The organism is Marinobacter sp. ES-1, assembly GCF_000475255.1.
GTDB lineage: Bacteria > Pseudomonadota > Gammaproteobacteria > Pseudomonadales > Oleiphilaceae > Marinobacter > Marinobacter vinifirmus.
In genome coordinates this window covers 90,666-102,739 of record NZ_AXBV01000001.1, presented here as the reverse complement: position 1 = coordinate 102,739, position 12,074 = coordinate 90,666, and the positions used below count along the sequence as shown (strand labels likewise).

Here is a 12,074-nt window from a genome sequence, read left to right as displayed (position 1 = left end):
ACCTTGGTCTGGAATACGCACCCTGGCCTCCCACCTCAGTGAAAACACCGGTATCCGGTGGCTTGATGGAACCGGACTGACTGTCGTCGCTACGACAATTCCCGCTACTTCCTCGGGGCACTTACAAAGGGCTTGGAAGAGACCTTTTGGAGCCCCGTTGTGATATGGACATGCCCCGTAAAATAACAGGGCCTCGAAAAGGCTCTTTAAGAGGCTGTTTTGATCACGTCCAGCATTGACTTTCACATGTGAAAGTCAATGCGCATTACCGCTTCACAAAATGATGCCGTGATGGTGGCGGGTAACAGCGATTGCTTACATTTCGCCAGATTTTGCTCGTAAACCGATGAGGCTCCCATGAAAATCGCCTTAATGACAGAAGTTAACCTTTAATTTCATCTAGTTATAATTTTTTTCTCTTTGCGCCCAAAATGGCCAATTTCACGGTTCTGGTCCTGACTCCTGATTACTAATAATCACTCCTGCCGTTAATCAACGAACCAGGAGTAGATAATGAAACACATGTTTTCTAGCGAGACCAACGAGCGCTTGCTCACATACGAAGAAGTGTGCGCCGTCACTCAGCTATCGCAAGCCACGCTACGTCGATACGTCCGATCAGGTCGCTTCCCCGCCCCCATCAAGCCAAACCCGCAAGGTCGAGCCGTCAGGTTTCGGATCCAGGATGTTAGAAACTGGCTGGATCGGTTGTGACGGAGGGGCAAATGAAATTTCAATTGAGAGACTCTGGCCTGTACTGCTTCAGCTCTGATGAATGGCAAAGAGTTGGTGGATGGATTGAGGTTATTGCCAGAACCCGACTCTCCAACAAGAAGCACGGTCACGGTGCGCTGCTGCAGTGGAAAAATATGGACAACGTCCTGCTCCGCGAGGTGGTGTATGCGCGCAACCTGAACGGCGATAACGCCCGACAGATACGGGAGCTGCTCGTGGACAGCGGCTATCCGCTGGAGCCTGGCAATATCAGTTGGGCACGACTACAACGCTACCTGCTTGAGGAAATGGCAAAGGCGCCGCCGGCCACAACCGTCGACCGTACAGGTTGGCACGGCCCCATCTTCGCGACGAGTAGCTGGACGGCAGGTCAGGCGGATGAGCAGCACTACTTCGTCGGGCAGCTATCAACCTCCCCTCTACTTCAGGAAAACGGTTCTCTCCAGGATTGGCAAGCTCAAGTGGGGAAGCTGTGTGAGGGCAACCCGCTGGCGATGTTCAGCATTGGGGTAGCCCTTGCGGCACCACTGCTGAAGCATGCGGAGATTGAAAATGGGGCTTTTCACTTCGGCGGCAATAGCTCCAGCGGTAAAACGACACTACTGCAGGCGGCCGCGAGCGTGTGTGGTGCACCAACGTTTGTGCGGAACTGGGTATCGACTGCCAATGGCTTGGCAGCCGTGGCTGCTGAGCACAATGACATGTTGCTGGCATTGGATGAAATTGGCCTGGCGCGCCCGGAAGATGTCGATGTAGCGACGTATCATATAATGACCGGTGCCAGTAAGTTGCGTGCGAATATATCAGGGGACCTTACTGCACAAACGCACTGGCGAACTCTGGCTTTAAGTACCGGTGAGGTATGGCTATCGGAAGTATTTCAGGAAATAGGCAAGTCGGTTAAAGCCGGCCAAGAAACCCGACTTGTCGAGATTCCGATTTTTGGGAGGTTTGGAGCCTTTGACAAGTTGCATGGATTCAACAGTGCCCAAGAGTTCGTGGACACGTTGAAAAGCCGTACCGGGCACTACCACGGCACACTGTTCCGGCACTGGCTCGAGCGTCTTACAGAAGATGTGAATGACCTACCCAGCTACATCCAGAATGAGGTTGCCCGGTTGACGGAGCAATGGAAGACCCCTCATATGGCTTCGCAAGTCGTCCGAGTGATCAGGCGGTTCGCACTGATCACCGCTGCACTATGCCTGGCATGTCGGAACTATCTCCTCCCCTGGACGGAAGCGGAGTCGGTTCGAGCAGTACACCAAGTCGTTGGAGCCTGGCTTCGGAGCCGGGGTCACATCTTCAATTCGGAGGAGTACCGCCTGTTGGCCCGCCTTCGCGATGCTATTTACAAATGGAATCACCGTCTCGTTGACATAGAGCGGGGGGATTACGGAAGAGCAATTGGTCTGCGACGCAAAGTGGCCGGTGAGACGCAGTGGCTGATACCCAAAAATACTCTTATCAAGGAGCTTGGCCTTCGAAGTCGATACACCCGGGAAATTGAGCCGCTGATCCAGAGAGATTTCCTGGAAACCAATGAACAGAGCCGTGGCACCATGAAAATCAAGCTACGGGATCGATCGGAGCGTTTTTTCGCCCTGTGGCCTGATCGCATCAAGGCGTATTGGGAAGCGCTACCGGATGGAGATGGACTTTCCCAGTTTCCCACTTATCCCAGTGTTGATTCGGAGGTAACGGAGAATGAGTAACAAGACCTTCAGTCCGCCTTCGGAGGAGGTGCGCGCCAAGCTGCTGGCTCGTTCTGGACAGTGTGAGCGGCTGGTTCGGGAGTCGGACCGTCGAGCGATTACAGCCGTCAGCCGGACGCAGTGGTGGACCTTGGAACGAAAGCGAGTGGCTCCGGCACGACTCAAGCTGGGATGCAACTCAGTGGCCTGGCGCCTGTCGGATCTGTTGGCCTGGATTGAGCAACAAGGGGCCTGATCTGGCCCCTTTACCCTCCAGAGCTGACTTCACCTCTCACGATGGGCGCCAGCCACTCGCAGAGCGCCTCGTGAGCCGCTCTTCGCTCTTCAAAGTACGCATGCTTGTTATAAACCCGGTCCGTCCGGTTGCCGGGCAGTTGATTCAGGCAGCGCTGAGCCAGATTGTCATCAAAACCAAGCTTGCCCAGCTTCGTCCTGGCCGTGCCACGCAGATCGTGGACGCGGCGCTTGTCGAACGAAAAGAACTTTTTCTCAAAGAGTTTCTTGAGCGCATGGTTCAGCGTGTTTTCACACACAAACGGCGTCCGTGCTTTTTTACTGATCCTGCGAGCTGGAAATACCCACTCACTACCGCAGGAACGTACCTTCAGCTCATTCAGCCATTCCACGGCGGGCTCCGCCAACGGGATATCGATGGCCCTTCTCTTTTTGGTCCTTTCCTCGGGCAGGTACCAGATACGGTTCTCCAGATCGAATTCCGACCAAGGCGCTGCCAGCAGCTCCATTTTTCTCGTACAGGTCGCAATCAACAAAGCACAGGCCAGGTAGTTTTCACGGCTGAACTGCGCCGGAATCACCCGGAGTTTGGTGAAGAACTCGGTGACTTCGTCTTCATTCATTGGGTAGTTGGCGGCCTTCTCCTCCCCGCCGGCGTCCCTGGGACGGAATGGCGAGGCTGGATTGAACCTGGTGACGTCCAGTTTGATGCCATGATCAAACAGGTTCCTCAGCAGGCGCATCAAATCATTTGATAGGGTTGGGCGGGGCTTATTGTCGTCATAGCCAGTGGCCACGTCCCGCAGGATTTCACTGATATCCACTGGTCGGATCTTTTCAAGTTCCACCTTTCCGATGCGCCAGGCGACCTCACGCTCGTACAGGCTCTTCTCTTTATGGTGGGACGCGATTTCTCGTTTGCGAAGCTCGTAGTAGTCCGCGTACAGGTCATTGAGCGTTTTGAAGGGGTTTTGGTTGACCTTCTGCCGCTCCTGAACCGGGTCAGCACCCTCACGCTTGATCGCCAACCTCAGCTTCGCCGCCTCATCACGGGCGTCGGCCAATGACCAGTCGTCCACCTTGCCGATGGTGTATTCGCGCCGGAGCTTGGTAGCTGGGGTGGTATAGCGCAGCATCCAGTAGGCATCGCCGCGCTTCGGGGTCATGAGGTAGAGACCATTGCCATCGGCATGCCGCACGGATGGCTTCTCTTTGATCAGTTTCTTGACGGTCTTGTCGTGTAGCTTGCCCACTTTCCTGCCTTAAAAAAATTGGGGAGTACAATCTCGCCGATACAATATAGCGAGAAAATACTCCCCAATCTACTACCCATCACTACCCAAACTTGGCAGAACTTACACGAACATTATGAGCGTCAAAATTACATAACTATTTGATTTATAATGCCATCAAGAACAACGTCGAACCCCCAAGAACATCACTCAATATTCTGCACCTGTTCCCGCATCTGCTCGATCAGCACCTTGAGATCCACCGCAATACGGGTAACCGCCGCATCAATACTTTTGCTGCTAAGGGTGTTGGCTTCGCGGTTCAGCTCCTGCATCAGAAAATCCAGGCGCCGGCCGATGGCATCGTCGTTCTTCAGGGTGTCGGTGACCTCACTGATGTGGGCTTCCAGCCGGTCAAGCTCCTCAGCCACATCACTTTTCTGGGCCAGCATGACCATTTCCTGAGCAATACGTTCCGGGTCCAGCTCCACTTTCGCCTTCTCGAACCGATCTTTCAGGTTCAGCTCCTGGGCGGCCAGCAGTTGGGGCATTTTCTCGCGCACGTCCGCCACCAGCTTACCCATGGTTGCCAGACGATCCTCAAACAGCGGTCTCAGGCGTTCGCCTTCCCGTTCGCGCACGCTCGTCAACTCGGTCACCGTTTCGGCGAACAGATCTGCCGCTGCCTCTTTCGCCGCGCTGTAGTCCTTTTCCGGCAGAGACATCACCCCCGGCCAGCGCAGAATATCAAGCGCGTTGATGTGAGCCGGGTTATCCAGCATACGATTGATATGGTTGGCCGCCTCGTTCACAGCCCGGGCCATCTCATCGCTGATCTCAAAGCCCTGGACATCACTCTCGGACGACTGCAGGCGCATGGATATATCCACCTTACCGCGCTTCAAGCCCTGCTTGCGCAATTCCTCCCGAAACCGGTTCTCAAGCTCACGGAAAGCCTCCGGCAGCCGGAACGAAGGCTCCAGATAGCGGTGATTCACGGTACGGATCTCACAGGTGAGAGTACCCCAGTCACCCTGGGTGTCCTTGCGGGCAAAAGCAGTCATGCTGCGGATCATAGTGGCTCCAGTGTTCGTCAAAGGAACGTCGAGTTTAACAGGCAAACGCCCGGAGCGGCGAACCCGACCAAAGGGGCACGCGGCCTCCCCCGCCTGCCCCTTGCTACGTGCTATACTCGTTGCCCTTTCAAAACGCCCGACCGGCAACAGCCGGACATTCATATTCAGAAACAGGACACACTATGCGACCAAGCGGCAGAACGCCTGAGCAACCCAGAGACGTCCGCATCACCCGGAACTACACGCGCCACGCCGAAGGCTCGGTGCTGGTGGAATTCGGCGACACCAAGGTTATCTGTACTGCCTCTGTCGAAAACAAGGTTCCACCGTTCCTGCGCGGCGAAGGCAAAGGCTGGATCACCGCCGAATACGGCATGCTGCCCCGCTCCACCGGCAGCCGCATGGGCCGCGAAGCCGCCCGTGGCAAACAAGGTGGCCGCACCGTAGAAATCCAGCGCCTGATCGGCCGCAGCCTGCGCGCAGCGGTAGACCTCGAAGCCCTGGGCGAACACACCATCACCATCGACTGCGACGTCATCCAGGCCGACGGCGGCACCCGCACCGCAGCCATCACCGGCGGCTGCGTTGCCCTGGTAGACGCCCTGAACCACCTGGTCACCAACAAACGCCTGAAGCGATCCCCGCTCAAGCAAATGGTCGCGGCCATTTCAGTGGGTGTATACAAAGGCATGCCGGTAGCCGACCTGGACTACCCGGAAGACTCCGAAGCCGAAACCGACATGAACGTAATCATGACCGATCAGGGCGGCTTCATCGAAATTCAGGGAACTGCCGAAGGCGCACCGTTCGAACAAACAGAACTGGACGCCATGCTGGCGCTGGCAAGGAAAGCGATTAATCAGTTGTTTGAACTGCAGAAAGAAGCCCTGAAAGGCTAACTCAGGAGTCTGGGGTGGCGTTGTGGCAAGCCTTCCCCAGAATTTCGAAGGCCATGGATGGCCTGAGATAAGCGCACAGGGATGTGCTCGTAGCGGTTCTGGGGAAGGCTTGCCACAACGGCGCCCTCCCCCGGATTAAGGAACGGCTTAAAAACCGATTTCGATATCGTAATCCATGATCACCGGCGCGTGGTCAGAGAACCGCGTACCGTCATCAATCCAGCCATCGCGAATGGTCTTGCGAATCCCCGGCGTCAGCAAATGGTAATCCACCCGGATACCGGCCTTCTTGCGGGAACCCTCGGTCTGCTCCGGCCACCAGGTAAACTGGTTGCTCTGCTTGTTGATCTCACGGAATGCATCAATACAGCCCATCTCATCGAACAAACGATCCAGCCACGCACGCTCATGGGGCAGGAAGCCGGAAAAATCCGTCTTGTGGTAGAGCGGGCTGGCATCCGTTACATGGTGAGCCGTCTGCAGGTTGGCACAGAAGATAAACTGACGACGCTTGCGCAGGGTTTTCTGCATGTGCACGCCAAAGGCTTCCATGAACTCGTCTTTGTGATCGAGAACAGTCAGGTCGTCTTCACCAGTCAGCTCTTCTTCGCGGCCCAGGGCACAGGGCGCCAGAACGCAGGCTACAGATACCTTGTCGAAATCCGCCTGGATAAAGCGACCCTCGCGGTCCGCCTGCTCGTTGGCAAAGCCGTACATAATGGCTTTCGGGAAGTGGCGGGTATAAATGCCGACACCGCCGTGCTCGTTCAGCTCGCCATCGATGAAGTAGGCCTCATACCCTTCCGGAATCAGGTTTTTGTCTTCAACTTCGTAGGCACGCATCCGGTGGTCCTGAACACAGACAACATCAGCGTCCTGCTCTGCCAGCCAGTCAAAAAAGCCCTTCTCAACAGCCTGCTCCAAGCCATTGACGCTGATTGATACTACGCGCATACGTGTTCCCTGATTCGGTTTGTGTAGTATGATACCGGTTTTACGCTTTAATTAAAGATCCTATCCCGCCAGAAGCCTTGCCATGCATGACTATCAGCAAAAATTTATCGAATTTGCCATCCAGCGGAACGTTCTGCGTTTTGGAGAGTTCACCCTCAAATCCGGGCGCACCAGTCCGTACTTTTTCAATGCCGGACTGTTCAATACCGGCGACGACCTGCTACAACTAAGCAAAGCCTATGCCGCCGCGATAGAACGCAGTGGACTGGATTATGACATCATTTTCGGGCCTGCCTATAAGGGCATTCCGTTGGCTACGGTTACCGCCATGGCCCTTGCAACAGACGGTAACAGCAAACCTTTTGCCTTTAACCGTAAAGAGAAGAAAGATCACGGTGAAGGCGGTAATATCGTAGGCGCTCCCTTGCAGGGTAAAGTGCTGATTGTGGATGATGTGATCACCGCAGGCACCGCCATCCGGGAGTCCATAGATATTATCCGGGCCGCCGGGGCCGAGCCGGCCGGCGTATTGATTGCCCTGGACCGCCAGGAAAAAGGCAATGGCGAACTCTCGGCCATCCAGGAAGTCGAAAAAGAATTCGGCATTCCGGTCGTCAGCATCATCCGCCTTGAACAGGTACTGGACTACCTGAAGTCCAACCCGGAATTCGCCGGCCATGCGGAGAGCGTAGCCAGCTACCGGGACCGTTACGGAGTCTGATAAATGCAACACCGTGTGATCGCATCGCCGGTTCTCGCCGGTCTTGTCGCCCTGGGGCTCCTGGCCTCTGCCGGCGCGCAGGCGACCATGTATCGTTACACGGACGAAAACGGACAACTGGTGATTGGCAATACCATTCCCCAGGAAGCCACCAAGCGCGGCTATGAAATCCTGAGCGACAACGGCCGGGTTGTGAAAACCATACCCCGGGCGCTGACAGCCGAGGAAATCGCCGCGCGGGAAGCTGCCAGGCAAGCCGAAGAAGAGCGCCAGAGGCAGCTCGAGGCCCAGCAAGAGCTGGACCGGCAATTGCGAAAGCGCTTCAGCCATCCGGATCAGGCCATCCGGGCCCTGCGCCGGAAAATCCAGGAAATGAACAGCCTGATCCAGCTCAAACGCGGCAATATCAACGTGATTTCCGGGCAGCTGGATAACGAACAAAGCCGCGCCGCCGATATGGAGCGGGCGGGGAGTGAAATCCCCGAAGCCACGCTGGAGAAAATCCGCCGGCTGGAAGCCCAGATTCGTGAGGTGGAGCGGGAAATCTCAGCCCAGCAGCAAGACATCGAGTCCGTGCGCAAGGCCTACGAGGAAGACGTTCTCAGGCTGGAAGAAATTACCGGGGAAAAACGAACCATTCCCCTGAACCCGGAAAGCGAAAATGCCGATCCGGAAACAACAGAGGGCGCTCAATGAGCGCCCTCTGCTTTTACACTACCGGCCTTAATCAGGCTGAGGCAGTTTCTTTCTTGGCCGCAGGCTTACGCGCCGCAGTTTTGCGGGCAGCCGGCTTCTTGGCGGTGACTGACTTCTTGGCGTCCTGGGCCGCCTCGGCCACATCTTCAGCAGCTTCAGATACGGCATCAGCACTTTCAGCCGCTTCTTTCTCCAGCTTGGCAACCAGCTCAGCTGCGAAGTTACCGAAACGGCCGTTCAGGGAGCGCAGTTGCTCGAACAGGGTTTCGGAGTAGCCGTTATAACGCTTGCGCAGGCTCTTCACGCTGTACTCGCGGGCTTCCGCTTCCAGCTTCTCGGCGTAGTCGAACGGCTTGGAGGCCAGCTTCTTCTGCTGCTCTTCCGCGGCGTTGATGCCCTTCTCTACGATGTCCTGCAGTTGTTCCTGGTAAGATTTGAGTTTACCCATGATGACTCTCCTGACGTTTCAGACGTTCGTGATTTTCCAACTTCGGCCGGCACTTCAGCGATCAGCACAGCCGGCTTCTGGTAACTTTCACAGTCAGGTTACGGGCAAAAATTAGAATGTTCATACTAGAACTGCTCAGGTAATCACCAACGGAAGATTACCCAACTCGGAACCAGCAAGTCTGAATCGGTATCCTGCACCCAGCCACCGCCATCGGCAGGCACCAGATAGTATTCCGGACCGGTTTCCGGCACCACCTTGATCTCCATAAGCTGGCCGTTGACCCGGTACTCGTAGAAGACTTCGTTCTCGCCAGGGCGGATGACAATCTCCGGGCCACCTTCGGGCGGCTGGTAATCGGAAATCACCAGCGGCTCCTGTGGCGTGACCACCGGGACGGCATCCAGGGCCCCCTCATCCTGGGCCACAGCCGGCACACAGAAGCAGCCCAGCAACAGGGCGGAACAGGCGATTCGTTTCATTTTCGTGGTACCCTTTGGTTCATCTTTCTGGCTAGAGTTGCACAAGCCAACCCACGCTTCAATCAGAATCCGGACCCGTTTTGACATGACTGAGAAAAAGACCCCACCCGTGGTTCTGGTAGACGGATCTTCCTACCTGTTCCGTGCCTACCACGCCCTGCCCCCGCTCACCACCAGCAAGAACCATCCCACCGGCGCCATCAAAGGCGTGGTGAGCATGCTGCGGCGGCTGGAGCAGGACTTCCCGGAATCAAAAGTCGTGGTGGTGTTCGATGCCAAGGGCAAAACCTTCCGGCACGACATGTACGAAGAGTACAAAGCCAACCGGCCGCCCATGCCGGAAGACCTGGCCATGCAGATAGAGCCGATCCACAACATCGTGCGGGCCATGGGCCTCCCGCTGCTGATTGTGCCCGGGGTAGAAGCCGACGACGTGATCGGCACCCTGGCCCACGAAGCCACCAGCAAAGGCACTGATGTGGTGGTGTCGACCGGCGACAAGGACATGGCCCAGCTGGTGAGCGACCACGTTACCTTAATCAACACCATGACCGAAACGGCCATGGACAGGGACGGTGTAGTGGAGAAGTTCGGCGTAACGCCAGAGCAGATCATCGACTACCTGGCCCTGGTGGGCGACAAGGTGGACAACATCCCGGGCGTGAACAAATGCGGCCCGAAAACCGCCGTAAAGTGGCTGCAGGCGTATAACGACCTGGACAACCTGATCGAACACGCCGGCGAAATCAAAGGCAAGATCGGTGAATACCTGCGCGAGGCTATCGACACCCTGCCCCTGAGCCGGGAACTGGCCACCATCCGCCTGGATGTGGAACTGGAATTCGGGCTGGAAGACCTCACCGAGCGGGAGCAGGATGACGACAGCCTGCTCGAACTGTTCAAGGAATACGAATTCCGCAGCTGGATTGCCGAGCTGGAAAACGCAGGATCTGCCAGCGACAAGAAAGCCGCCGCCTCTGAGCCGGAGCCGACCAAGGCCATTGAGAAACAGTACTCAGTGATCACCGAACAGGCCGAGCTCGACAAGTGGCTGGAGCGCCTGAAAGCCGCCGACCAGTTCGCCTTCGACACAGAAACCACCAGCCTGCGCTACATGGACGCTGAAATTGTCGGCGTATCCTTTGCCATCGAGCCGGGCGAAGCGGCCTATGTGCCCCTGGGCCACGACTACATGGGCGCACCGGACCAGCTGGACCGCGACGATGTACTGGCCCAGTTCAAACCGCTGCTGGAAGACCCGAAACAGAAGAAGATTGGCCAGAACCTGAAATACGACAAGAACGTGCTGGCCAACCACGACATCCACCTGGAAGGCATCAGCGATGACACCATGGTGGAGTCTTACGTGCTCAATTCCGTGGCCACCCGCCACGATATGGACAGCCTGGCCCGGGAGTACCTGGGTGAGCAAACCATCACTTACGAATCCATCGCCGGCAAGGGCGCCAAGCAGCTTACCTTCAACCAGATTGACCTGGAAAAGGCCGGGCCCTACGCCGCCGAAGACGCCGACATCACCCTGCGCCTGCACCAGGCCCTGAGCCCGAAACTGAAAGAAACCGGCAAACTGGAATCCGTCTACCGCGACATCGACCTGCCCCTGGTACCGGTACTGTCGCGCATGGAACAACGTGGCACCCTGATCAGCGCCAGCACTCTGCGCCAGCACAGCCAGGAGCTGGCCGAACGCATGGCGGAGCTGGAGAAGGAAGCCCACGAGGTAGCCGGCGAAAGCTTCAACCTGGGCTCCACCAAGCAACTGCAGGCGATTCTGTACGACAAGTTCGGCCTGCGGGTGATCAAGAAAACCCCGAAGGGCGCGCCCTCCACGGCCGAACCGGTGCTGCAGGAACTGGCCCACGAGCACGAACTGCCCCGGCTGATTGTGGAACACCGCAGCCTGAGCAAGCTCAAGTCCACCTACACCGACACCCTGCCGGAGCTGATTCACCACCGTACCGGCCGGGTGCATACCTCTTACCACCAGGCAGTTACCGCTACCGGTCGCCTGTCGTCTTCTGAACCGAACCTGCAGAACATCCCCATCCGCACCGAAGAAGGCCGTCGCATCCGCCAGGCTTTTATCGCTCCGGAAGGTTACAAGCTGCTGGCAGCGGACTATTCCCAGATTGAACTGCGCATCATGGCGCACCTGTCTGGAGACAAGGGCCTGCTGACCGCCTTCGAGCATGGCGAAGACATCCATAAAGCCACCGCCGCCGAAGTCTTTGGCGTGAGCCTGATTGAAGTCAGCTCCGACCAGCGCCGCAGCGCCAAGGCCATCAACTTCGGCCTGATCTACGGCATGTCGGCCTTCGGCCTGGCCCGCCAGCTGGGCGTGGAAAGAAAGGTGGCCCAGGAATACATCGACCGCTACTTCGAGCGTTACCCGGGCGTGCTGCGTTACATGGACAACATTCGCAAACAGGCCCACGACGATGGCTACGTGGAAACCCTGTTTGGCCGTCGGCTGTACCTGCCGGAGATCAACGCCCGTAACAAGCAGATGCAACAGGCTGCCGAACGCACCGCCATCAACGCCCCCATGCAGGGCACCGCCGCCGACATCATCAAACGGGCGATGATTGATGTGGACCAGTGGCTGCACGCCGAGCACCAGAATGACGCATGCATGACTATGCAGGTGCACGATGAACTGATCATCGAAGTACGGGAAGACGCCGTGGAGAAGGTCCGCGAGGGACTGGTGAAACGCATGTCGGCCGCCGCAAAGCTGGACGTACCGTTGCTGGTGGAAGCCGGCGTGGGCGACAACTGGGACCAGGCCCACTAACCCGGCGCTCGCATGGCATAAAAGCTGCATCGGCCCCGGTGTCCGGGGTAACACCCGATGCAGTGAC

General features: G+C 57.0%; 12 protein-coding genes. 7 read left to right on the top strand and 5 right to left on the bottom strand.

Annotation, left to right across the window (positions count from 1 at the left end; genetic code table 11):
* Positions 1-513 precede the first annotated feature (513 nt).
* Genes Q668_RS00460 through Q668_RS16660 form a run of 3 tightly spaced genes read left to right on the top strand, consistent with a single transcriptional unit; the run spans position 514 to position 2,685 of the window.
* Complete coding sequence (locus Q668_RS00460; protein ID WP_022987609.1) at positions 514-714, top strand: helix-turn-helix transcriptional regulator; 201 nt, start codon at positions 514-516, stop codon at positions 712-714.
* Positions 715-725: 11 nt separating this feature from the next.
* Positions 726-2,450, top strand: coding sequence for a DUF927 domain-containing protein (locus Q668_RS00455; RefSeq protein ID WP_022987608.1), 1,725 nt, complete (start codon positions 726-728; stop codon positions 2,448-2,450).
* A complete protein-coding gene (locus tag Q668_RS16660) occupies positions 2,443-2,685 on the top strand; it encodes a helix-turn-helix transcriptional regulator (RefSeq protein ID WP_023008356.1) in 243 nt (80 codons plus the stop codon). The genes Q668_RS00455 and Q668_RS16660 overlap by 8 nt, the downstream gene beginning before the upstream one ends.
* Positions 2,686-2,695: 10 nt before the next feature.
* On the opposite strand, the gene Q668_RS00450 is transcribed toward Q668_RS16660, so the two are convergent.
* Both Q668_RS00450 and Q668_RS00445 read right to left on the bottom strand, forming a co-directional pair.
* Positions 2,696-3,937 carry a tyrosine-type recombinase/integrase gene (locus Q668_RS00450; RefSeq protein ID WP_022987607.1) on the bottom strand — a complete coding sequence of 414 codons (1,242 nt, stop codon included), beginning with the start codon at positions 3,935-3,937 and terminating at the stop codon, positions 2,696-2,698.
* Positions 3,938-4,122: 185 nt separating this feature from the next.
* On the bottom strand, positions 4,123-4,992 hold the full coding sequence (locus tag Q668_RS00445; protein ID WP_022987606.1) for a YicC/YloC family endoribonuclease: 870 nt from the start codon (positions 4,990-4,992) through the stop codon (positions 4,123-4,125).
* 182 nt (positions 4,993-5,174) lie between these two features.
* On the opposite strand from Q668_RS00445, the gene rph reads away from it, so the two are divergent.
* Positions 5,175-5,891, top strand: coding sequence for a ribonuclease PH (rph, locus tag Q668_RS00440; RefSeq protein WP_022992163.1), 717 nt, complete (start codon positions 5,175-5,177; stop codon positions 5,889-5,891).
* Between the two features lie 147 nt (positions 5,892-6,038).
* Here the strand turns inward: rph and Q668_RS00435 are convergent, their stop codons facing one another.
* Entirely contained in the window at positions 6,039-6,845 is an 807-nt protein-coding gene (locus tag Q668_RS00435) for an exodeoxyribonuclease III (protein ID WP_022987604.1), read from the bottom strand.
* 82 nt (positions 6,846-6,927) lie between these two features.
* On the opposite strand from Q668_RS00435, the gene pyrE reads away from it, so the two are divergent.
* Both pyrE and Q668_RS00425 read left to right on the top strand, forming a co-directional pair.
* Positions 6,928-7,566, top strand: a complete 639-nt coding sequence (gene pyrE / locus Q668_RS00430) for an orotate phosphoribosyltransferase (RefSeq protein WP_022987603.1) — start codon at positions 6,928-6,930, stop codon at positions 7,564-7,566.
* Between the two features lie 3 nt (positions 7,567-7,569).
* Positions 7,570-8,262 (top strand): DUF4124 domain-containing protein, encoded by a 693-nt coding sequence (locus Q668_RS00425; protein ID WP_022987602.1) that lies wholly within the window; start codon positions 7,570-7,572, stop codon positions 8,260-8,262.
* A 31-nt stretch (positions 8,263-8,293) separates the two neighbouring features.
* Here the strand turns inward: Q668_RS00425 and Q668_RS00420 are convergent, their stop codons facing one another.
* Complete coding sequence (locus Q668_RS00420; RefSeq protein ID WP_022987601.1) at positions 8,294-8,710, bottom strand: hypothetical protein; 417 nt, start codon at positions 8,708-8,710, stop codon at positions 8,294-8,296.
* Positions 8,711-8,853: 143 nt separating this feature from the next.
* Positions 8,854-9,192 carry a DUF2782 domain-containing protein gene (locus Q668_RS00415; protein WP_036218666.1) on the bottom strand — a complete coding sequence of 113 codons (339 nt, stop codon included), beginning with the start codon at positions 9,190-9,192 and terminating at the stop codon, positions 8,854-8,856.
* Positions 9,193-9,277: 85 nt separating this feature from the next.
* Here Q668_RS00415 and polA point away from each other — a divergent pair, with 85 nt between their 5' ends.
* A complete protein-coding gene (polA, locus tag Q668_RS00410; RefSeq protein WP_022987599.1) occupies positions 9,278-12,007 on the top strand; it encodes a DNA polymerase I in 2,730 nt (909 codons plus the stop codon).
* Positions 12,008-12,074 lie beyond the last annotated feature (67 nt).

Bases quoted from the DNA above. Each gene is read 5' to 3' on its own strand.
- Q668_RS00460 (WP_022987609.1), top strand. From the start codon at position 514: ATGAAACACATGTTTTCTAGCGAGACCAACGAGCGCTTGCTCACATAC.
- Q668_RS00455 (WP_022987608.1), top strand. From the start codon at position 726: ATGAAATTTCAATTGAGAGACTCTGGCCTGTACTGCTTCAGCTCTGAT.
- Q668_RS16660 (WP_023008356.1), top strand. From the start codon at position 2,443: ATGAGTAACAAGACCTTCAGTCCGCCTTCGGAGGAGGTGCGCGCCAAG.
- Q668_RS00445 (WP_022987606.1), bottom strand. From the start codon at position 4,992: ATGATCCGCAGCATGACTGCTTTTGCCCGCAAGGACACCCAGGGTGAC.
- rph (WP_022992163.1), top strand. From the start codon at position 5,175: ATGCGACCAAGCGGCAGAACGCCTGAGCAACCCAGAGACGTCCGCATC.
- Q668_RS00435 (WP_022987604.1), bottom strand. From the start codon at position 6,845: ATGCGCGTAGTATCAATCAGCGTCAATGGCTTGGAGCAGGCTGTTGAG.
- pyrE (WP_022987603.1), top strand. From the start codon at position 6,928: ATGCATGACTATCAGCAAAAATTTATCGAATTTGCCATCCAGCGGAAC.
- Q668_RS00425 (WP_022987602.1), top strand. From the start codon at position 7,570: ATGCAACACCGTGTGATCGCATCGCCGGTTCTCGCCGGTCTTGTCGCC.
- Q668_RS00420 (WP_022987601.1), bottom strand. From the start codon at position 8,710: ATGGGTAAACTCAAATCTTACCAGGAACAACTGCAGGACATCGTAGAG.
- Q668_RS00415 (WP_036218666.1), bottom strand. From the start codon at position 9,192: ATGAAACGAATCGCCTGTTCCGCCCTGTTGCTGGGCTGCTTCTGTGTG.
- polA (WP_022987599.1), top strand. From the start codon at position 9,278: ATGACTGAGAAAAAGACCCCACCCGTGGTTCTGGTAGACGGATCTTCC.